This window comes from Duganella hordei (assembly GCF_040369125.1).
Lineage (GTDB): Bacteria > Pseudomonadota > Gammaproteobacteria > Burkholderiales > Burkholderiaceae_D > Rugamonas > Rugamonas hordei.
The window spans coordinates 73,907-96,107 of the sequence record NZ_BPWI01000004.1 but is presented as its reverse complement, the minus strand read 5'-3'; the positions used below and the strand labels follow the sequence as shown (position 1 = coordinate 96,107).

The following is a 22,201-nucleotide window of genomic DNA, read 5'->3' as shown; positions in this document are numbered from 1 at the left end:
TCTAGCGTTCTATGGGAGCAGCGCCTTTGGGGCGCATATCTTGAAACCCATACTGCCTTGACCATCGGCTGTTGTAGAGCCAATACACTTCGTATACCGAGGAAAAAGCCATCTGCCAAACCGTCCGATATTGCGATTGCAGGCGCCACTACCTATGTGGCACATTGATTGTTGAGGGCGGAATCCACGTTGCCGAGTTGGAAAAAGATGGGGCCGTTTCCGTGTAACTTTAACCGTTCGGTTGTAAGGAAGATGGCATGGCAATAGAGAAGTGTAAGAAGCACGGCGTCGAGAATTTTCACGAAATGGAAAGATTCATCGCAAAGCGTGTCCGGTTCCGAAACGGCGAGAGGCACTCTGTGCTAAGTAGGCCGGGGGGCTTACCCGTACACGAGGCAACGCTGTACTTGGCCGGCTTCCGCACTCGCGGGAAAGCCGCGAACACAATTCATTCCGTTTGCGCGACGCTAGCTCTACTTTACCGCTGGTTACGTAGCGCGAAGATTGATTTGCTGCAGCGCCTACATCAAGGTCAGTTCTTGACTTTGCCAGAGCTCAATCGTTTAGCTGAAATAGCCCAGTACCGCGTCATCGACCTTTCTTCCGAGGATGCAGAGTCCGGCCAAGCCACCGTCGTGCAGATCAAGCGCATTCGTATGCGCCGAAAATCGGCAGAACGTGATGCGCACGCCGTTGACGTCGCCACCCAAGCTTCACGACTCCGATATATCGCTGATTATCTAAGTTATTTGGCTACGTATGTTGGGGCAACTTTACTTCCGAACCTGCGGAATAAGCTTGAACTTGAGAGCGCTCGCGCTTTGAAGGCATTTCGAGGGCATATTCCTCCGGTCTCTAAGCGAGCCAAACTAGGAGCGAGGCAAGGCCTCTCTCAGGATGAGCAGGACCGCCTATGCGCGGCCGTACATCCAGATTCCGCGAGCAACCCGTGGAAGCGTGGTTTTGTCCGTCAGCGGAACTGGCTCATTGTTGTGCTATTGCTGGCAACTGGCATGAGACGCGGCGAATTGCTCGGGCTGCAGATTGCAGACTTGAATCCCCAACTTCCGAAGCTACGCATCTTACGGCGAGCGGATGCAAAAGAAGACCCTCGACTAATTCAACCGAACGCCAAAACAAATGACCGAGAAATTGAGCTCCGCCCAGCCATCATGCGAGCGGTCTGGGAATATATCAACAAGCACAGGCGAAAGATTAAGGCTGCTCGAAAGTATCCACAGCTCTTCGTTGCGGATGACGGCCAACCGCTGTCCGCAAAAAGTATTGACAAAATTTTTTTACAGCTACGGCAGGCTTGTCCGGGGCTTCCCGTTAGCCTGACTAGCCACGTTATGCGCCACACTTGGAATGAACGGTTTTCTGAGCAAGCTGAGTTGATGCAACTCTCCGACGCGGTTGAGGAAAAAGCTCGCAATGAGCAGCAAGGCTGGGCCGATAACTCCAAGAGCGCAGTGAACTATACCCGGCGGTACGCGTCTCGGAAGGGCCGTGAACTTTCCTTAAAATTACAAGAAAAACTCGATGTCCCAAATCAATGAAATCAGCTTCTCGTCCGCACTTGCCATCGGCCTTCCGTCCCTAGTATTCACTAGGAGTGGTTCTAGTCTCGATCCGCAGAAGGAAGTTTGGGAATGGACTGACGGGCCATTTGACTTACGAATAGACTTCCGAAAGCATATTAATGGGTACAGCAATTTTGTGCCGGCTCTTAAACATTGCTTAATTCCTTTTTTGAAAGGAAACGCTGGGAGTTACGTCGAAAATTTAGAGTATGCATTTCGCCATTTCACAGAGCGACTTGAAAGTTGTCCTGATGGGGCCTTTACTTCTTTGCATATTTCGAATTATGCGGCGAAGCTGGATGCGAACGACTTGTTCCGACTGGGGACCCTCAGCGCATTGCTTCAAAAATGGGTAGACCTTGAACTCCCTGGGGTGAAACCAGAATGCGCTAACTATCTCGCCGAGCGCCGTAAGCCTGGCAACAAAAAAGGCGAAGCGGTAAGAACTCGCAACCCAGTTGATGGCCCGCTAAGCGAGGAAGAGTACACAGCGCTGTACTCCTCGGTAAACGCTGCATATGGGCGAAATGAGCTTCCTTTGTGGACGCTTTTGCTTACTCGATTGCTACTAGCCTGTGGCGGACGCATTTCTCAGTACGCTTCACTCAAGATTGGCGACTTCGATATTGCCAACGGCGTGCTCAAGCTGCCACAGGCGAAAACAGGCGCAGTCCATATGCGTGCTAGCTTCCTTGAGTTCGACATCACCCCCCAAACAGGGTCGCTCATGGCGGAGTACGTCGATCTTCTACAGCAGAAAGCACACAACAATGAATCTGCTTTCTTCCCAGAGTCTGTAGTCATGATCAATAGTCGCCGCAAGGGCCGCCCATCTGGCGACTTGTTCTTTGGGCACTGTACGCCGAGTGGGCTGGCGCAACGGTTTAATACGCTCATGAGGCCAATTGCCCCGCCCACTTCCCGGCTGCACTATGCACCGATGCCGCTGGCGACAAGACGCTTCCGATACACTTTCGGGACTCGACTTGCGGAAGAGGGGGCAAGCAAGGTGTTGATTGCGAACCGACTGGGTCACGTGGACCTGCAACACGTTGACGTGTACGTGGCTGCATCGCCCAAGATTGTGGCGAATATCGACAGGGCTATGGGCGCAGCTCTTGCTCCGCTCGCACGAGCCTTTAAAGGACAGTTAGTTACAGACGAGGCGCACGCGACTCATAAGGGCGCGCTAGGTAGCCGGATCATTGACTTTCGGGTTGCACCGAAACCGGTAGGAAGCTGCGCTGGCAAATGCCAAGGCTGCGCTTTCAACAAACCGGTAGCTTGTTACACCTGCTTCCGCTTTGAGCCTTGGCTCGATGCTCCCCACGAAGAGGTCCTAATGAGGCTGTCAAAGGAGCGAGAAAGATGGACAGGTGATGAGCGGATGGCAGCAGTAAATGATGAGACGATTCGTGCTATTGAGGAGGTGATCGCATTGTGTGCTAAAGCGTTTGAGCAACGTCAAAATGCTGCCGTGAGGGACACCGTATGACTGCATGCGTGCTGCAATTTACTCCTCGAGCTGAACTAACTCCTGAAGCCAATCTGAAGGCGTTTATAGCGCTTTGTCGAAATTCTGAGTTGTTCGATGCCAGACTCAAGTTTGATCTGAACGTGTGGGAGGGCGGGCGCCTCAAAGGACACAACACAATGCAGCGATTAATTTTCAGCACCTTGGAAGCAGCCCGCTTAAATGTGCAAGCGCCGTGTATGGCACAGCCATTCCTCGACTTCGCAAAGGCTGTCATCATATATTTGCAAGATTATCGTCCTGTTGTCACCTTCGGGGCGCGACTCGCCACACTGAGGTGTCTTGAAGCGGCGTTAGGTACTCGGAATAAGGGCTTCCGACCTACGGCCATCGACGTTGATGTCTTGGATACCGCAGTAGAATTGGCGGTGGAACGTTTTAAACCTGGGATTGCCTATCGCATTGCAGGTCAGCTGAAGATCATTGCAGAACTTCTCCGCACTAAACGCCTGATAGGACTGCGCACTCCCTGGGAGCACGGTCAGAAGAAACCTAAGGAGATAGGTTCTCGCATTTCGAAAGAGGCATTGGCTGCAAGAGAAAATAAACTTCCATCTGCTGCAGTGCTTCGCGGATTAGCTGGCATTTTCTATTCCGCCACCGAAGTCGGCGATATTGTGCTTTCAAGCTATTGTGCACTGATGCTCAGCGCTCCCGAACGGGTCAACGAGGCGTTAAGAATACGACGAAACTGTCTAGTGGAAGGACAGGGGGAATTCCGCGGGAAGCTAGGTGTGAGGTGGCCCGGTTCCAAGGGTTTCGAAAACACCACCAAGTGGTTGCCGACTGAAATGGTGCCGGTTGCTCGTGTAGCCATCAAAAATCTCCTGAAGGTGTCTACCCCGGCTCAAGAGATTGCGGCCTGGTACACGGCCAACCCTCAAAAGCTCTTCGTACATCCTGGCGCTAAGCATCTGGCGGGAAAATTATTGCTCACTACGCGCGAGATTGCTCTGTTGCTGTGGGGCGATGCAGAGTTGTCACGCGCTGCCTTAGTATGGGCTCAGTCAACCAAAAAGCTAGAAACCGTTTCATTCAGCGGGAGACGTGTGATGTACAGTTATGTGGATGTAGAAAGGGCTGTGCTGGACATGCTTCCACCAACATTCCCATACGTACCCGGAGACCCTTCTTTATTGTGCCAAGACGCCGTTGCTATTACACGTAGAAACGATATGTCTATTCGGAAGGCGCCGTTTCTTTGTATGTTCGGCTGCGTTAGCTATGCTGCCTTAGACGCTCGCTTTTGCATCTCGAGGGACAGACCGTCTATTTTTGACCAGTTTAGATATACCCAGGACGATGGCTCGCGAATCGACTTCCGTTTCCACGCGCTCCGTCACTACCTGAACATGCTAGCTCAGACCGGCGGACTCAGTAGCGCCGAGATTGCAATCTTCTCTGGCCGCAAGGACGTCGCGCAGAACAGGCCATATGACCACATGACTTCTGACGAAGTGCAGGCGCCGATTAGCAAAGCTTTGAAGGGTGGCTTTACATCGCAAATGGAGCCCATGTATATCTCTGGACGTCGACTGGTAACCCGTGCAGAGGCCGGCCGCTTGGGGCTGACAGCGGCACATACGACCGAGTATGGCTGGTGCGCTCATGACTTCGCCAGCGAACCATGCCCGATGTATCGAGACTGCTCCAATTGTGAAGAACAAGAGTGTATCAAGGGCGACGCACACAAAGAAACTAACCTGCGACAGCTTCGGAGTGAGACCGAATACCTTCTAAAGCAGGCGCGTGAGGCGCTGACCGCCGAGGAGTACGGCGCCGACGCCTGGGTCGAACACCAGAGCAAAACTTTGGATCGAGTCAATGCATTGCTCTCGATTCTGGAAGACCCCAAGGTGCCATTAGGCGCTCGTATTCGATTGGATGTGACGAATGCTCCGCTCATCACGACGGACAACGTGCACCCAGTCAGGTTTGTAAAGGTGCGACGGAAGAAGACGCTGGCATGAAGAAGATTCGCGCACCTGACCTTACTGAGGAGCGCATCTCCATCGTACTCGATACTCTCGACTCATGGAGTGGGAAACTCACGTGGGAATTGCTACTCGACGCAGTCGAGAGCCTCACTGGACTACGATACTCTAGATTTACCTTCGCTGAGTATCCAGAGATTGCCAACGCATTCTCCCTCAAGAAAGATACCTTGCGCGGTACTTTGCCTCGCTCCAGAGGCGAACCGCAGGACGAACGAATACGTGCGGCGCTGATGCAGGTGAAGCGCCACCAAGCCAAGTCAGCCCGGCTGCAGGCAGAGAACAATCTCTTGATCGAGCAGTTCGTAATTTGGGCGATCAATGCTGAGCGCAAAGGTGTGACCATTGCTATGTTGAACAATCCGCTGCCCAAGCCTCATCGAGACAGAAGCAAAGAGGTGAAGTGATACGATACGCGAGCACACCTGCTGCTGCACGGCGACGACGTGGCTGTGTTCGGCGACGCAGGCTAACTGCGTGTGGAAGCGTCTGGAAAATCAGGGAATGCCGTAACCTGGTACTTCGCGATGAAGCACTCGAAGCAAGGCGTTGCTTGAAAACAACCCGGTGCGCCGGATCGAAAAAGCCCAAGCATCTGAAAGCGAGCGTGCGCGCGAAAATTTAGCATCCGTTCGATGTCGTGAAGAACCTCGTGCTCACCGCAAAGTGCGGTATCGCGGCCTCGCCAAAAACACCGCACAAAATGTTCACCCTGTTCGGCTTCGGCAATCTGGTGCTGGCCGGCCGACGCCTCACGATAATTGAAACCTGAGTTGCGTCTTAAGCGCGCCGAAGTGCGCAACTTGGGAAAAATTTAGCGACTAAGTCCATCCAACTTCGGGCGGATGCACCGCGTCAACGCCACATCTCGGCCATTAGCCAACCTTGCTTGTTCGTAAAGTCCCCGTCGGCGTCAAATCGTCGATTGATTAGCGCGTCCTTGAGCTTCCATTTTTCTTGCTTCAGAGCTAAAGTGTTAATCATTCAATTTCCTGCTGGAATGCCTTCTTTTTTGAAAGTTTTTATGACCCCTCGGGAAAACTCAATACTGGTAGATAGCCTAACGCAACGCCAACGAAAGGTGCAGGTAGCAAAAGATTATCTAAACCGAACTGAAGATTTGTTCTCGCAGTTTGGGAGTGTCGAGCTTAAGAGCGCTCATGCACGCTTCGCGGACCTTCGCGGAGCGCTGGAAGCAACTGCTGCCCAGATTGTGGTTCTCGGCGAATTCACTCGTGGCAAGTCGAGGCTATTGAACTCGCTGCTAGGAATTGAGCTACTTCCTTACGCCTTGGAAACCACAACCGCAGTCAATACCTTCCTGCGCGGCCTCCCCCCTGAGCGCAAAGAGCGCTACATCGTCATCCACTATATCGACGGCCGCGAGCAGGAGATCGCTTGGGAAGACGATAATGCCCTGCGCCGTTGGGGAACGGAACTCGACATCAGCAATCGTGACGGCCGCAAGACGGTCAGTCATATCGATGTCTTCTTGGATCATCCGCTACTGCGGCGGGACTTGGTGCTCGTAGACACACCTGGCCTGCAAACCGTCGTCAAGCATCACGAGCAGATCACCCGCAAAGCCATTGCGAGCTCGCACATCGCGTTGTGGGTGCAATCGACGGATATGCTGGGCGGTTCCGAGTCCGAATGGAATTTCCTCACCGACAGCTTGCAGAACAACTTCCGAAAATTCATTACCGTTATTAATAAATGGGATAAGGTACTAGACCCGGAGGATAAGCAGGATCAGGAAATGCCCGAAGCGGAGCGGGTGAGGGCCAAGCTGGATATTCTCAAAGAAAATTTCGCTCAGGCGCTGGGTGCCAAGCATCCGCTGGAGCTGGCCACGATGACAGACAGCGAACATCTATTGCCGGTCAGCGCCAAATGGGGCGAGGATGCAGATGCAGAAAAGCGCCGTCGCTCCGGCATGGATGAATTGCGTAGCCGCATAGCCGTAATGGTGAGCAGCGGCGAAGCCATGCAACAGATTCTCTTCAAGCCGTTGCAGCAGCTAAGAACAATCCAAAAACAGCTGGTCGAACGCGTCAGCGAAGAACTCCGGCAACTTGAGTCCGATGAGCCACTGGACAAACAGCGCCTCCAGCTGGCGCGGCTGGAAATGGACGTGGTCGACCTGGAGCAGGAAGAGCAGCGCGAAACCCGTGATTCACGCGAAGAGCATGAGCGCGCCGGTCAATTCCAGAGTGAAACCGTGCTCGCCGCGATGACTGGCCCAATTTCCTTGCTCAAACATGCGATAGCTGACCAGATCACCGAGACATATATAGCGCGCCAGCTCGCAGGCAACGTAAGCAGGATCGCATTGCCACCTGAACTGGAGGCACAGCTCGCCGATGTTGCAGGTAGGCTCGACCTGCAATGGCAGGCGCAAAAGAAAAAGATCGCCCAAACGCTGGCCGGACTGCGTGCCAATTATGTAGAGCGCATGGAAAAACATGCGTCGCAGATCGAGTCTGAGCTGGGTCAGATTCATATCGAATTGCCGCGCATAGAAAGTGTGCTGGACCTAGATTTTTCAAGTATTGAAGAACATCGCAGCGAGCTGTCCAAGTTGAAAAGCCAGATTGACAAGACTGAAGATGAGTTGCACGAGCTGGACCAGGAAATTGCGGCCAAGACCGTCAGCGACAGGAAGCGCGTTCAGGCGGAAGCCGATATGGCGAGGTTGGCGGCCCGTCTCGACAGTCTGGGGCCTCCACCGCCGGTGGAGCGCCATTCGGATACGCGCAAATCCAGCAATTGGGGCAGCGGTTTCTTATGGCTGAGCGCGACTTATGAAACAGTCACTGTGACGGATGACTCTGCCTTGCGAGCCCATCAGCGCGAAAGCCAGGACTTGCATCGCAAGATCGAAAGCAAGGAAGAGTCACTAGCACGAATTATGCGCGAAGAAGAAGAGTTGTCCGGCCAGCGCATTTCGCTAGAAATGGCCAAGAAGCGCTTAGAAAAACAGCAGGTCAAATTGGCTAAGGATACCGAGCGCGCTAAAGCAGCTGCACTGCAGGAACGGCAAACGCTGGTTGCCGACGGCATGCGCAAGTTGACGCGCAACACAGTGGCCAAGCTGGACGACACCGTCGCCTACCTGAATGAGCACTTGGCTGCGGCGGTGCGAACGGTCTTCTTGGAGCAGTCCAAATTACTGGAGTCTTGCGTGCAAGAGCAGTTGATGGAACCACTAAACGCCAAGCGAGCGCAACGCCAGGAAGTGCAATTGTTACTGCAGCAAAGCTCGGCTGAAATCAGCGCGCGCAAGGCACAGTTGCAAGAAGGCTGCGCCGCATTGGCTGAGGTGATCGCCATGACGCAATCCGTATTAGATGCGTGAGGATTCTATGCAATTATCTGAAACCTGGCTTGATGCGTTGAACGCCGCGTTGCCCGCCGCGTGGCAGCAGCCCATGCTGCAAGTGGCTGACAGCGTGCTGCAGCCAGAGCGTCCACTGCGTATCGTATTGGCAGGCGCGTTTACTGTAGGAAAAAGCAGCCTAGTTAACATGCTAGTCGGCGGTGACTGGTTGCCAGCGGCAATGGAGGAGACTACTGCGCTGCCGACCTTTATCGAGCATGGCGTCGGCACCCGGATGCAACTGGTCAATGTGGACGGTACCTCTCGTGAACTAACTGCCGAACAATTTTCAGCCGCCGTGGTCCAGGCGCCGCCCAATGCCGCCTTTGCCTTGCTGACGTTGGCACAGGAATGGCTGTCGGGGGCTGTGCTGGTGGACCTGCCCGGCTTGGGCGGCATGTCGCAAGCCAATCAGCAATATGCGTTGGCGCAGATACAGCAGGCGGATACTGTGCTCTACCTGATTCCACCGCGTGGTCCAGATGCCGGTGACCTGGCCACCCTAGAGCGCATTCGAACCATGGGCAAACACGTCACCGTTCTGGCGACGCGCTGGGATGAAGTGGAACGTGCGGTCGCAGCCGGGGAGAAGGCGCCTGACCTGCATGCGTGGGAGGCTCAGATTGAAGAGGGAAGCAAGCTGCGCATCGGCATCACGCCGGTCAATAAAACTGGCATGGGCCGAGAAGCGGTGATCCGTTTCGTGTGTGAAGCGCGTAGCTCTTTGGCCGGCATCCGCTTGCAGCGCCTGCGCGCCGAACTGACGCCGCTGCTGGAAAATGCATTGGGTCAGAACGCACTGATGCAAAGTGCCTGCCACAGCGACAGCGTGGAAGCACGCCAAGCAGCACACGCCGAACTGCTGCGCCGCAAAATGGCGTTGACCGAGTTGAAGGCTGACGTGCACGTGCAAGCTACGGCAGACCGAACGGCAAGCGCTGCAACCGCCAAAGAACTGGCTGATCGGCACGGTATCGCTTTTAATGCTGCCATGTCTAGGCTAGCTGCGTCGATTCCGGAAGAGGCGCAGTGGGCAGACTTTGTGGCGGCGGGAACCGAGGCTCAGCAGTGTGCGCTCGATGCGCTGGCGCGTGACATGCAGGAACTGTCGGTCGCGTATGGCACGCTGAAACTACCGACGTCGGCGCAGCAGGAGTTCCAGCTGCGCTTGCCACCGCCCCAGCCGGTTGATAGCCAAGATTTCCTCGATGTCGGACGGATGGCGGCATTGCAGAGTGCGCTGGAGGAAAAGCAGCGGACCCAGGCGCAATTGGATCAGACTCGTGGGATTGGCGGCATTCCCGACAGCGAAACGCACCGCCATGCGCTGCATCAGGCTCTGCGTGAACGCCATGCTTTGTTGACTCAGCCTTTACCTCAGATCACGCAGGTAAACGGCAACAACAAGGGAGCGATCCTGGGCCGCATTCTGGGCGAGGTGGCCGATATTGGCACCATGTTTATTAACCCGGCAGCTGCCGGCGCCAAGATCGCCGCTGTAGTGGGAAAAGGTGCCAAGCTGGCCAAGATCACGGTGAACGCCGCTAAGGTTGCTCGAGCCGCGACCAAGACGGTTAAAGTGTTGAAAGCGACCAAGATCGGCGGCAAAGTGGTCGGCGTTCCGCCAGCGGTAATTGATAAATTGGGCATGCTGGAGGCGATTTCGTTCAGCTACTGGGGCGAACGCATCGGTAGCGCCCTAGATGGTCCGCAGGAAGTTAGCGTGGTAGACCCCGATGCCTATGCACAGCAGCAGCAAGACTTACGCGCAGCTGATGAACGGATACTTTCCTACCGCAGCGATTTGGCACGCAGCGCACGACTGGCGGAGGAACATAAGCTGAGTGGCTGGGCGCTGGAGCAGAACCGCAAGGAGCTGGCAATGTTGAAGGCTGATCTGGATGAGCTTACCGTTCGTACCGAACAGCAGGCGCTGGAGTTGCTAGCCCAGCAGACCAAGGACCGGGCACAGCTGGTCCTGCGATATGTTGAGCAGGCGCTGGCACAATGGCGCAAAGTGTATGTTCAGCAAAGTGAGGCCATGGTAGAAATGCTCCGGCTACTCGTCAAGCATCATTGGGAAGAGCGGGCGGATGCCATGATCCGCGAGCGACTGGCTGAGCTGACGGAGCTGACGTTGGCTGTCGATGCTGCACCGGCTGAGCAGCAGGCGACCTTGGAGGCGCTGCGAACGGAAGCAGATGGCCTGCGCTCCAGCCTAAGGTTGTTGGTGCAGTGAGGCCTCTGCATTCCGAGATAGCGACGCCGGAACCGGTGCCAACAGGCACCGCGACCTCCGCCACTAAGCTTTTCGAGACGGTACAGCAGTTCGGCGCTCACATGAGCGCGCCAGTCGCACCGCCTGACAGCGTACTGACGGTAAGGGTGATAGGTGAATTCTCAGCCGGCAAAACGCGCTTCCTGCGCGAATTGCTGGGTCCCTGCATTCCGGTCGCGCTGCTGCCGATCAGCTCACTTGAACGCCAGACTAGGCTGCCTCTGGAAATCACTTACGGTCCTGAAGCGGAACTGCTTCTGGTGGAGCGTCCACACGACGCTAAGCCAGGTGTGCCACTCGCTAGCTACGAGCACTTTCCGCACCGCGCTGAGTTATCGGCGTTCGATCCCATGCGACATCGTCTGCGCCTAGCCGTACCCGAATCACGCCTAATCTTACGGCAGGGCGACGGCTACGGCGAGGGCGCGCGGCGTCTGGCGCTAATCGACATGCCCGGCTGGAATTCGGGCGACGACGCATTAGCGGAAAGCGACGCAAGCACGCTGTTGACCGGCCACTGGAATCTGGCGTTGGGTTATGTGTGCCAGGCCAGCCGCCTGGACGGGGAGTGGAACCAAGATAGATTAACAGAATTCCTGCAGGCAATTGCAGGGGCAGATTTCATTGGCGACCGCTGCAGCCTGCTGTTTATCATCACTCAGTGCCCATCCGAAGATCGCAGTCGCTTGGAAGCGCTGGCACGCGCTAGGGTACTGGAAGCATGGAGCGAGCTGGACGAAGAACCTGAGCAGCTGGACTTACTTGTGTTAAGCGCCGACTTCTCCGCAATGTCACTTGCCGAGCTACAGTGGTTCCGACAGAGTTGCTGGCGCCATCTATTGGCGCCGCTGCAGGACGAGCAGGAACCTCAGCATCCGTGGCTGCCTGCCATTCAAGCCTGGAGCGATGAATGGGCCATCCGGCCGCGCCTGCAGCTCACGCAGCAAGTGCTGGAGCGCGCGGGGATGATGTTGTATAAGGCGCGCAAGGGAGACGAATTTCTGGGCGGGATGAATATGTACCGGCTAATCGGCCTTGGCGATGCCGAACGCTACGCCAAGCTGCAGGCCGCTTGGCTTCGCCAGCTGGGCGCCGACGTTCAACAAGACACTCGCCTGATGCTGGATGGCTTGGAACTTCCGTCGGATCATCCGCTGCATGCTTGGTGGACCCATTACTGGCTGCCGCAGCTGAACGCTACGCTGGCCCCCGCGCGATATTTTTTTGCGGCGGCTGACCTAGCCTTTCGCGACTTATCCGCCGATGCACCGGACCTACAGCAATATTTGCAAAAGGGTCTCGCCAGTCCTTATGCCACTGCCATATCGCAGATGAACAGTGGCTTTGTTCGCCTGATCGACACCTCAAGGGCACTGGTCGGCGAAGCCGCACCACAGAAAGTGGTCGCTACCCTGCTGACGTTATCAATGTTGCATGTCAGTTCAGAGCCCTATATCGAAACTTCATCATGAAACTCCATCAATCGAGCGATCCCATCCTGCAGTTTCTTGCTGATTACAGTAACGAGACCCTAGTTCGTACTTTCCTGGACAGTTTCGGCGACCGCCGCAACGCTGAGCTGCGCCGGCTTAAGGTCCGTATGCAAGGGCTGGAGACGGAAAACCAGGCATTACGGCTGGGCCATTTGCCCATGTCGCCCGACGCGACGCTGGAAACCAGCGTGGAATTGGTAGAGGGCGCAATTCTGACCGGGCAGGTCGTCGGCATCGACCATCTGTACTCGGTCATCAAGTTGGGCGACGGTGCCGAGCATTTAATCCCACTGGCCGAATTCATCGAAGACGAACTGCTGGAAATCGAACTGGGCGACTACGTCAACCTGGTTGCCAGCGTCACGCCTGATGGCGTTGCGCTGTCGCATCTGAACTATAAGAAAATGCTGCGTTGGGTCGAGCTAGTCCACGCATTCGATGGCAACAGCAGCATCAAGATGTTGCTGCAGATGCCAATGAAGGGAGGCTACAGCGTCAGCTATCGCGGCATTCAGGGATTTATCCCGCATTCACAGATCGATCTGAGTCCAGGAAAGCATGTTGACCTCTTGCTGGACACGTTAGTCGAAGTGAAATTGCTGGAGCTGGACCGCAGCGCCAACCGAGTGATTGCATCGCGCAAGCAGGTCATGCAAGAAGCTCGCGACTGTTTCCTGGCGAACTTACGCCAAGGTGACATGATGGACGGAGTCGTGAAAAACATCGCTGACTTCGGAGCCTTTGTCGACGTGGGCGGAATAGTTGGCCTACTCCATAGCAGCCAGATGGGGCCGCTAGCGGCGACTATTGAAGTGGGTGCGATGATCAAAGTACGGGTGATAAAAATAGACCTGGAACAAAAGAAAATCTCACTCAGTGCCAAGCCTGTGGCGCCAGACGCATGGGAGCAGGTTCCCGCGCGCTTGGCTGTCGGCAACAAGTTGGACGGCAAGATCAAGAAACTGACGCAAGCTGGTGTCCTCATTGAAATCATGGCCGGGATCAGCGGATTGGTTTTCCAGTCCGATTTCAAGCATGCCTACCCCGACGACTCAGCTGCACCCAAGGTGGGTGATGTGGTCAGTGTCACGATCCGAGATATCGATGTCGAACGCAAGCGGATCGGATTGCGGATGCGCCGACTACAGGGAACAAAACGCTAACCAATTTTCTCGAAGGTATTGAAGACCTAGAGTTAGACAGTGCAGCCGGAGACATTCGTGACGGACCGAAACCGACTTCAAAAATCAAAACCACTCAAAGAAATTCGACTATTCGACGCCGAGTGCTTTGAAAACCGCATCCACGGGGTCGGAGTAAAAGCTCGTCTGAAACTTGGCAAACAACTCGCCCGGGACCGTCGCAATGTCCGACACACTCGACATTGGTAACAGGATGCGCTTAGCCCCGGCATCGAACGCCACCTGCATGCATTCCGCCAGGTTGCGCACTTGCACAATAGTGCCGCCCAAGCTCATATCTCCCATGACAGCTAGCTGTGACTGTACCGGTTTCGCCAAGGCTGCAGAACATAGAGCAATGAAACTTGCAAGGGTGAGTGCCTGCGGCGCGCCGCTGTTCTGCAGCTCAACCAAATGAGTGTGGAAGTCACGCTCCCCCGGCTTGATAGACGCACTGACACGGGATGAGTTGGCTTTGAAATAGTCGAACGCCACCCGTACAGCTTCACGTGGTGCCACACCTGATACGTTCGCTTTTCCAGAGCCTGGAATAGATTGAATCTCCAGCCGGTATATCCCGGGCATTTCGGACGAGCCCATGCTAATGGTGTGCAAGGTCCCAGGGTTCAAGCGGCCTTCAGGTACCAGCGCGCCGCCCGATTGTTCGGGCACAGTCACGAAGCGCTCCACGCCATCCTCCATATCGATGTAGCTGAAATGGACGTCGTAAAACTCCATGCCACCAATCTTCTTGAGCTGCTCCTTGATGCGACGCCGTGCCTCTAGCGCGTATTCCAAGCATTTTCGCACCGAGTCCTTAGTGTATTCGCCGTTAGGACATATCAACTTGAGCAGGCCTGAAGTCGTGCGCCGCACGGCGATGGTATCGCGCTGGTTCAGGTTATTGCCCAGCTTGAACCACTTGTCGATGGCGTCGGCGAAGCTTTGCTTGCGCATCTCGCGCAGGTACTCGGCTAGATAGTCGACAATCAGGCCATACTGGTTTGTGAAAAACTCCGGTCGCATTTTGGGAATTTCCCAGCCCGGCACATAGGCATGGAAGCGGTCAAAAAATGCTGAGTCAATCATCGCTTCCGGGAATGGCGCCAACAGGTGCGAGGTCTTGACCAACGACTCCACGCTCTGGTTGATGTTTCCCACAAAGACCATCGCGGCGCTGGCATTGATGGACTCCCGGCCCCGGCTGAATGAGCCTGATGCCATGTAGTCCTTCATGATTTGCACGCCGTCGTGGTCTTTGAAGTTGATGCCGGCTACTTCATCAAATGCCACCACGTCCCACAAGCCGACCAAGCCTACCTTCCGTGCGCTCATGTTGTAGAACAAGTTGGCCACGGTGGTTTGTCCGCCCGATACCAGAATACTGTTCGGGCTGATTTCCTTATAAATATGGCTTTTTCCGGTGCCCCGCGGGCCGAGTTCGCAGAAGTTGTAGTTGTTCTCCACCAGCGGCACCATACGCGCCAGCAGGTGCCACTTCACGCGCTCCTTGAAGTGGCTGGGTTCCATGCCGGTCGAGCGAATCAAGCCGTCAATCCACTGCTCATCCGTAAACGACTTGCGCGCCTCGTATAGGGCCGCCATGTCCATGTTCGGCATCTGAATGGGCTTAAGCTCCGTTACCGTGAACGGTGACCCCTTCTGGTCCTCTTCATAGAAGTATTTCAGTGTGACGATGCACCAGATGCCACCCACCAGCAATTTTTCGAACTGACGCACATAGCTGCTGGAAATCTCGGCATTTTTCACGCCCAGGTTGGATAGCAACGCCTCATACACGTCCCGCTTTTCATTGAGCTTGACGGTGACCTTGTCGATGACCTTGTATGTGCCGCTCTCGCGCACCTTGGATTTGACCTTCTCCGCCTCGTCAGCGCGCACGTAGTTTTCCGTGAGGATGCGCTTGACGTTGACTAGGCCATTCTGGATGACGGCTTCATCATTGCTCGCGCAATACATGCCGAGCAGGTACTCCAGCACGTACACCGGCACGTTCGCCCCCTCTTTAATCAGCTTGGTCAGGTCCTTGCGCACGACCTTTCCAGCAAAGTGGGTGTTGAGCAACGTGTCGAGGCTAGTATCCGGCAGTTCATGAGCGGATATTGCTGCGGGTGTCGGAGTTTGCATCATTTCAATGTTCAAAAGTCGTTACCAAAGGCTAAGTCTACCTTGACCGGCAAGCGCAGCACCTCCACGTTGCTCACGGCATCGCGCATCACCAAATCATAGTGCTTGTGCGGGTCATGCGCACCAGCCAGCACAGTCAACAAAACCGAGCGCTTGCGCTCATCAAGCAGCTGCGATGTGCTGTCAAAAGTGATGGACTGCACGTTGCTGATGGGTTTGTCGTTATCAGAGCCATCGCGCAGCGAGACCACGACAGAACGAGCCAGCACCCGCTCCGACACCGCATCTGTCTGGATAAACTCGAAGCGCTGCGTGTTCGTCACCACCTTGTTTACGGCGCCCAACAGGCTAACGCTGACGTATTTGGTCTTGGCATTTTCTGCCTCGCTGAGCCGCACGGTGATGACTGGCACCACAATCTCCTGCGGCATGGCGCTGCCATGGACGAAGCGTGCCCCGCCGGCAAAATGGAACCTGCTGGCTCCCTTAGGCACCCAAAAATCCAGACTGCCTTCCTGAGTGGTGCCAGCCGTCACCGCCGTATTACCAGACCAGGCTTTGGGGGTTGCGCCCAAATCACGGCCAATCAGGTAGCGCTTTTTGGCTTTCAATGTTCCTGCGGGCTTGTCATCCAGCGTGGATTTATCTGATTCATCGAGCGCCGATTCCTGATACATGAATCCGTGGTCGGCCGTAACCAACACGGTGGAGCCATTGAGGCTATGAATGATGAAACCCAGCACGTTAGAGAGTTCCTGCACCGTCTGCGCGGCCGCCTCAAAGGTCTTGGTCTCTGACGCCTGCTTGTCGCCAGTCATGTCGATGCGGTCGTGGTAGACGTAAACAAGCCGCTGGTCGCGCACCAGCTCCCGCCCCTTCTCTTTGCCCAGTCCCATCAGGTCTTCGGCCTTGACGGCCAAGCCATCAAAGCGCTGCAAGTGTTCGCTACGCTGTTCCAGCGTAGCTACGGCATGTCCATCGGCCAGCACATCAAGGTTGGCGCTCTCTTTGTAGGCCAGCGTCTCGTGCGGCAGCAGCGAGGCCATCCCCAGCGCTGTATAGCTGGGCAACACCCCCAGCATACCGTCCAGCGATGCCTTGAAGCGACTCTTGCTGTTGGTGTGCTGCACCAGCTCCTGAGCCACCTCATACCGGAACGCATCGGAAATTATTACAAACACTCGTTTAACCCCGCCGTCAAACAGCGGCAGCACCTTGCGCTCATAGAATTCCTGCTGTGGCGTCACATCAGGTAGGTTCCAGTTGTTCAGCAAACCTTGTGGTCCTTCTATTACTTTTGACCAAGCGGCGCTCAAGTGCGGGATGAACCAGCCTGAGTACACGCCTTCAATCGTCTCGCGCAGCTCGTGCAACACGGCCCAGCCCATGGGCTCGACCGCGTCGGCCGCCGTATGGAAGTGCCGGTACAACTGGTCAAAGCGGAACAGCTCATCTCGGTATTGCGCAAATGCGGTGCCCGCATCGACAAAACTGAAGCCCGACGAGTGGGCCGCCTTCAAGCTAAAGAAGTCAGCGGCAGCGGTCAATGCGTCGTAACATGCGGCCAAAGCGCGGGTGCGCTCGTTAGCGCTGGCCAGCAGCGAGTTAGCCCAGTGCCCGTCGCGGCGGCGCGCCATCAGCGTGCGCACGACGTCCATATTGGCACCGGCGCCGGCGACGATACGCTTCTTGAGGTCTTGCACCACCCGCAATTCGACATCTTCAAACGTCATGCACTCAACCAATTGCTCGGCCGACTGGCCCGACAACAAATTCACAAGGTCCAGCTCGTTTGCCACGGCTTGCGCCAGTGCGTCGTAATTGGCGAACTGTGCAATGTCAGAACGCCAGCGGCCGACAAAAACTGATGCATTTGAAGCCAGGCTGCGGTCAGGCAACACAAAATGGGCCAACTGACGAGGTGCATCGCCCTGTAGGCTTCGGCAGAAATCCGTGACCAGAATGCGCAACAATAAGTCGCGTAGACTCGGATTGACATCGGTATAGCCCAGTTGGACTTGTACCAACTCCCAGAAAGCGGGAGTCAAATCGTTGGCGGCAATGTCCTGCCAGGCTTTGGGCTGTGCCGACAAGTCAGCCACACCTTCCACCACCACAGCGCTGTACAGACGCTGCAACATGGCAAACAACTCGGGTTCGTCAGCGCGGGTCAGTACCGCCAGCATTTTGCGGTCCAGGTCCGACGCGTCATCGCCCGGCAGGACCAGGCGTTTGAGACGGTCTACGCGGTCCTTGGCGCGCAGGAACTTGGCACGCTCCTTCAAATGAGCACGCAGTCCTTGCGTGCTCAGCCCCAAATCCTCCAGCAATATGGAAGTAGAGTCCGCACGAAACGATTTGCTGCGCATTCGCACATCGAGCAGCCAATCCTTGGCCGGCTCCGGCTCCGGCTTGACGCTGTAAATCAGCCACCGCTGGTCCGGGGCGCCCTCAATGTCGAGCTTCACTCGGAGCGAAGCGCTGTCATCCAGGCGCACCAACTGCACACCATCCAGCGCAAGGCCATCGACGGCAGAAGCAAACTCGGCCTCCACGTCATGCCAGAACACCACAGGGTAGATGGCAAACAATGTGGTCAAACTATCAAACAGGCGTTGTTGGCTCATTTTCTTTTCTTGTACTAGTTTTCGCTGGTGTATTACGGGCCTACGCCCTGTCAAATAGATATTCAGAAGCTTACGCGGTGATGAGAATTTTTTGCGCATGCAGTTCTACAGCGGCCATCAGACACAGGTCATTCATGCCAGCGCACCACGCCCACAACGTTGACAAAAGGCACCACGGTTTCCAGGCATGACATGAGCGATAGAAATTATCCAATCCGGGTCAATCATCGCTAGCGCCTCCAGTCACAGTCTTCACCTCCGCCAACAAATCACCAAATTTCCCATAGTTAACTTTAACGCCGTGGTCCAGGTCGAGTCTAACGCGCATATCGGCGTGGTGGCGGAGTTGTTCGTCATAGGCCAGCAGTTCGACGTGTTTCTTCTTCAGCCTCTCAACTTCCTTGGTCAGCTTATTACGGGTAGCAGTACTAGTGGCCGCCGCCGCGTCTTTCTCCAGCATGTCGATACGGGACTGAATTTTACCCGTTAGGGGCACGACATATTCGGCGCGCATGCGGGCGAGTGTGCCCTCATGATAGCGATGCAAGTAGACCAGTGCTTGGAACGCACCTTGTTTGCCGCTCGAAAAGAGCCAATAGATAGGCCGCTTTTTGTAGGTTTGCAGGTGGTCCTTGTAGAACTTATATGCCAAGTAACGGCGAATGGTTTCATCCGGAGTTTCGCCAGTTTTGGGGCCAATGCTTTGGGCAAGCCAAGCCATGTTTTCAGTGAGCGTTTCGGCCCCCCAAACGGATAGCAAAAATTCACGGATGCGGGAAGCAGCCTCATCCTCGAACCAGAGTTCGTCCGTCAAGGGCACAATACCGTCGAAGTCAGCAGGGAATTTGACATAGCGGGAGGCATCGAATCCGACGTTCTCGGCATCTGCATAAATCAAACCGGGTTCGTCCAAACTGTAGCGCCCCATCATGCAGCCGATAGCGTAGGAAATCAGGCGCTGGCTGTCTTTCTCGCGGTCCGCGATGGCCAGTGTTACCTCGTTTGGTAAAACATCTGCCGATAACACAGCGTCTAAACCATAAGCTTGTATGAAATAGCGATTATTCTCAGTCTCCAGGCGAGTTACCGTTGCGCGAGCAACTTCAGTTTTCCCTTGCCAACGGCCCCAGTCCTGCTCAATTGCAAGTGGTATAGCATTTTCAATAATTGGAGATTTGGCAAAACCCCAACTTGTTTCTTGGTAGTTCCAGTCTTTTCGAGAAATATCTATCAGCTCAACAACTGAATCAAAATCATAATTTAGGATAACCGGCATTTGCTCTAAATAACCAGGCGGGAGGTTAATTGTCGGATTCAGAGCTGGCAACAAATATGATGAAATTTTGCTATTAAGCAAGCCCAAGAGTGCGTAATTGCTATCTGAGGAATTAGCTTGCAGAATCCCCGCTGCGGAATCGAATAGAAAACCATTATCATGATATCTAAATGAATTGACGGTAGAAGCAATTACGTTCCAACAAACTGCTGGCTTAAATATTTCATTCAAGTTGAAATTATGCGCCCACAGCCGTTTCCCAGAGGGATGCAGAGTGTTTCTCAAAACCTCTCCATCGTTTTGCCAATTTACGACAACGTCGACATTGCCGTACCACCGTCGAAAACCTCCACCCTTTGCATAAGGAAACCACTTTTTTCCACTTTCCATTGCACTTTCGCGGGTTAATCCCAAACCTAAATTATTCCAAGCAACCTCATGCCAATATCTGACATATAAATCGTTTTTACCCGTAGCCATTCCAATTCTGGCTCGCCCAAAGTCAGAAATCTTTTCTAACTTCTCAAAAGAATCGAAAGCAGCCGCATCTAGCCAATATGAAATAGGGTTGCCAGGAATTTTCCAAAAATCATCGCTTCTTGTATTATAAAACCATCCACAAGAGCGATTTGATATTGCTTCCAGAGTTTTCGGCCCCTGATTTTCAGCACCTCGAAAATCTGATAATCTTACAAAAGAGGCCTCATAATTTGCTACGTGCTGCACGTTGAATACAAACGTACACAAATGTGCCTTCGCATCCTCGAAAGCATCATATTCGAGTTGAATAAGCGACGCAAGAGTCCTTTCGCGAAGAATTTCCTTCCTCAACTCTTCAAATGAAGAAATAAACATCCAGGTAAACGATGTTACAATTCCGACAATTCCACTATCCTTGCAGAATAACGCGCTTCTTGATATGAATGCGGAAAAAAGGTCCTTTTCGCACGTACGGTGATATTTATTTAAATATTTCTTTACGTCGGCGTTGAAGAATTGTGACCCCATATAAGGCGGATTCTCGACGACCGCATCAAAACGATTACCTAAAATTCGCGCCTGCGACACCAGCGGCATCAAATCCTGTGCAGCTGCTTTGGCGTAAAGGTCGCCGCTCACGAGTGCCTGCTGCAAATATTCAGCTAGTTCTTCCAATTGAAAATTTAGTGCTTGCGGAATTTGAATCAGCGAGCCAAAAGTCTTGGCCTGTAAAAATGTAGCAATGAGTGACCCGATTGTTGCACGCATCGAGCCGCCCCCGGTATTGACTGTAAAAGACTCCTCCAAACTTCCCTGTCGGAGGGAGTCCGGGAATAGGTCGTTGACATTCAATCCTTCTACAACAGCGGTGCCTATGGTCTGTGCACCAGCATGTTCCAGGAACGAATGCAACGCCTGCGCCAATTCGTCAACATCCAGGCCGCTACTTTCCTGCAAAGAAAGAACGTTTAACTTAACAGGGGAATCAAAGAGACGCCTATCGTCCGCACGGGCCTTCATCAGCAAGGCAAAGCCAGCCAATTGGGCGGCACGGTCGTCTATGTCAAGCCCTGACAAGTTCTTCTCTAAAATCAGACGGGGGATTGCGCGCGGCAGATAGCCTTGGTCAAGGTAGATAGTCTTTAGCAAATCATAGGCTTCGACCAAGATGTGGCCAGACCCACAAGCGGGGTCGAGCAGCGTAATAGATTCCGGATTCAGGCTACCGCCATCCTCAGTTATCCGGACACGAATAAGGGCCTCAAGTTGACTTTGTACTTCAGGAGTTTGGCTGGAGGGCTCTATGTAATAGGGCCAGTTGTGCCTTAACGAACTTTCCGGGTTGGCCATCAACCATATTCGGCCGACACTATTTTGCACCAAATATTTAACAATCCAGTTAGGAGTAAAGAGTTGAGTGGCTGCCGGTATATCCTCACTCCTTACTACTTTCCCAATGACTTCCTCTTTCTTCTCGCTGATATAAAATTGGTAGAGCCATCCAATAATTTCTACGTCCTTCCAATCCTCCTCATCGATGCTTGCCACAAGCTTGGCAATAACAGAATCGGTGCGCAATAAATTATCCGGCAGCAATAATTCAGTCTCATCGTCGATGTGCTCAAATAAGAACGGCATTGTGTTGCTGAGCGCATTGCACTGAGCTACGAGCAGAAGGCGGTAAAGTTCACCATCGCGGTTGCCGGCCAGCTTCATTTCCGTCACTAGAGCAGCCTTCAACCCTACTAAGTCGCCACTTTGGGCCAGTTCCGCAGCGTAAGTGAGGATATCTGGTAAGCCGCCTTCCAGACTAGAAAGTGCGCGGTGGCCATGGCCCAGGTAGTCATGTAACTCCATGTAGCGCAAAGCCGCAAATCGATTGAACCAGGTGTAAGCCACAGCTTCCATTGTCTGGGCAAAGCCGTCTTTTTGAATGCGAGTGATGAGTTGTTGGCGCTGGCTGTGGACTTTAATAGGCCAGGCTTGGCCTGCAATCACGGTTGCGTCGCCGTGCGGTTGGCTGATAGTCACCTCCAGCCTACCAGCCCTTTCTGACAAGCCGAGCAAATTGGCGCGGGCAGTAACGGCGGCAATGAAGTCTTTTCGGGCTTGCGGGGCGTAAGACTTGAGTTTGGCTTTGTTCATGAGTCAGGTAAATTTTCTCAGCTGCCCCGCGCTTGGCGTGAGGACAGCCATTAGATAGGTTGAAAAAGCGCTAAAGCGTCCTA

At 54.3% G+C, this 22,201-nt stretch carries 11 protein-coding genes and 1 pseudogene; 9 read left to right on the top strand and 3 right to left on the bottom strand.

From position 1 onward, the window contains the following. Nucleotides 1–257: 257 nt before the first annotated feature. The 9 genes and pseudogenes from ABWW33_RS11050 to ABWW33_RS11010 all read left to right on the top strand — a co-directional run bounded on the left by ABWW33_RS11050 (nucleotide 258) and on the right by ABWW33_RS11010 (nucleotide 13,424). The gene (locus tag ABWW33_RS11050) at nucleotides 258–1,559 is read left to right on the top strand and encodes a tyrosine-type recombinase/integrase (RefSeq protein ID WP_353401540.1); all 1,302 of its coding nucleotides are present in this window, start codon (nucleotides 258–260) and stop codon (nucleotides 1,557–1,559) included. Beyond that, nucleotides 1,543–3,078: a site-specific integrase gene (locus ABWW33_RS11045; protein ID WP_353401538.1), complete on the top strand. Its 1,536-nt coding sequence runs from the start codon at nucleotides 1,543–1,545 to the stop codon at nucleotides 3,076–3,078. Before ABWW33_RS11050 ends, ABWW33_RS11045 begins: the two co-directional genes overlap by 17 nt. Then, nucleotides 3,075–5,087, top strand: coding sequence for an integrase (locus tag ABWW33_RS11040; protein WP_353401536.1), 2,013 nt, complete (start codon nucleotides 3,075–3,077; stop codon nucleotides 5,085–5,087). The genes ABWW33_RS11045 and ABWW33_RS11040 overlap by 4 nt, the downstream gene beginning before the upstream one ends. Beyond that, entirely contained in the window at nucleotides 5,084–5,518 is a 435-nt protein-coding gene (locus ABWW33_RS11035) for a hypothetical protein (protein WP_353401534.1), read from the top strand. The genes ABWW33_RS11040 and ABWW33_RS11035 overlap by 4 nt, the downstream gene beginning before the upstream one ends. Nucleotides 5,519–5,709: 191 nt before the next feature. After that, nucleotides 5,710–5,883: pseudogene (locus tag ABWW33_RS33120) on the top strand (IS5/IS1182 family transposase); the annotation flags it as partial. Nucleotides 5,884–6,051: 168 nt separating this feature from the next. Continuing rightward, entirely contained in the window at nucleotides 6,052–8,469 is a 2,418-nt protein-coding gene (locus tag ABWW33_RS11025) for a dynamin family protein (RefSeq protein ID WP_353401532.1), read from the top strand. A gap of 7 nt (nucleotides 8,470–8,476) precedes the next feature. Beyond that, nucleotides 8,477–10,729 (top strand): dynamin family protein, encoded by a 2,253-nt coding sequence (locus tag ABWW33_RS11020; protein WP_353401530.1) that lies wholly within the window; start codon nucleotides 8,477–8,479, stop codon nucleotides 10,727–10,729. A 101-nt stretch (nucleotides 10,730–10,830) separates the two neighbouring features. After that, the gene (locus ABWW33_RS11015) at nucleotides 10,831–12,240 is read left to right on the top strand and encodes a GTPase family protein (protein ID WP_353401528.1); all 1,410 of its coding nucleotides are present in this window, start codon (nucleotides 10,831–10,833) and stop codon (nucleotides 12,238–12,240) included. Then, nucleotides 12,237–13,424: a S1 RNA-binding domain-containing protein gene (locus ABWW33_RS11010; RefSeq protein WP_353401527.1), complete on the top strand. Its 1,188-nt coding sequence runs from the start codon at nucleotides 12,237–12,239 to the stop codon at nucleotides 13,422–13,424. The genes ABWW33_RS11015 and ABWW33_RS11010 overlap by 4 nt, the downstream gene beginning before the upstream one ends. Before the next feature lie 108 nt (nucleotides 13,425–13,532). Here the strand turns inward: ABWW33_RS11010 and brxL are convergent, their stop codons facing one another. The 3 genes from brxL to pglX all read right to left on the bottom strand — a co-directional run bounded on the left by brxL (nucleotide 13,533) and on the right by pglX (nucleotide 22,118). Next, nucleotides 13,533–15,593 carry a protease Lon-related BREX system protein BrxL gene (gene brxL / locus ABWW33_RS11005; RefSeq protein WP_353401526.1) on the bottom strand — a complete coding sequence of 687 codons (2,061 nt, stop codon included), beginning with the start codon at nucleotides 15,591–15,593 and terminating at the stop codon, nucleotides 13,533–13,535. Nucleotides 15,594–15,601: 8 nt separating this feature from the next. Then, nucleotides 15,602–18,217, bottom strand: a complete 2,616-nt coding sequence (gene pglZ / locus ABWW33_RS11000) for a BREX-1 system phosphatase PglZ type A (protein WP_353401524.1) — start codon at nucleotides 18,215–18,217, stop codon at nucleotides 15,602–15,604. Nucleotides 18,218–18,437: 220 nt separating this feature from the next. Beyond that, nucleotides 18,438–22,118 carry a BREX-1 system adenine-specific DNA-methyltransferase PglX gene (gene pglX, locus ABWW33_RS10995; protein ID WP_353401522.1) on the bottom strand — a complete coding sequence of 1,227 codons (3,681 nt, stop codon included), beginning with the start codon at nucleotides 22,116–22,118 and terminating at the stop codon, nucleotides 18,438–18,440. Between the last annotated feature and the right edge of the window lie 83 nt (nucleotides 22,119–22,201).

Bases quoted from the DNA above. Each gene is read 5' to 3' on its own strand.
- ABWW33_RS11050 (WP_353401540.1), top strand. From the start codon at position 258: ATGGCAATAGAGAAGTGTAAGAAGCACGGCGTCGAGAATTTTCACGAA.
- ABWW33_RS11045 (WP_353401538.1), top strand. From the start codon at position 1,543: ATGTCCCAAATCAATGAAATCAGCTTCTCGTCCGCACTTGCCATCGGC.
- ABWW33_RS11040 (WP_353401536.1), top strand. From the start codon at position 3,075: ATGACTGCATGCGTGCTGCAATTTACTCCTCGAGCTGAACTAACTCCT.
- ABWW33_RS11035 (WP_353401534.1), top strand. From the start codon at position 5,084: ATGAAGAAGATTCGCGCACCTGACCTTACTGAGGAGCGCATCTCCATC.
- ABWW33_RS11020 (WP_353401530.1), top strand. From the start codon at position 8,477: ATGCAATTATCTGAAACCTGGCTTGATGCGTTGAACGCCGCGTTGCCC.
- ABWW33_RS11015 (WP_353401528.1), top strand. From the start codon at position 10,831: ATGAGCGCGCCAGTCGCACCGCCTGACAGCGTACTGACGGTAAGGGTG.
- ABWW33_RS11010 (WP_353401527.1), top strand. From the start codon at position 12,237: ATGAAACTCCATCAATCGAGCGATCCCATCCTGCAGTTTCTTGCTGAT.
- brxL (WP_353401526.1), bottom strand. From the start codon at position 15,593: ATGATGCAAACTCCGACACCCGCAGCAATATCCGCTCATGAACTGCCG.
- pglZ (WP_353401524.1), bottom strand. From the start codon at position 18,217: ATGAGCCAACAACGCCTGTTTGATAGTTTGACCACATTGTTTGCCATC.
- pglX (WP_353401522.1), bottom strand. From the start codon at position 22,118: ATGAACAAAGCCAAACTCAAGTCTTACGCCCCGCAAGCCCGAAAAGAC.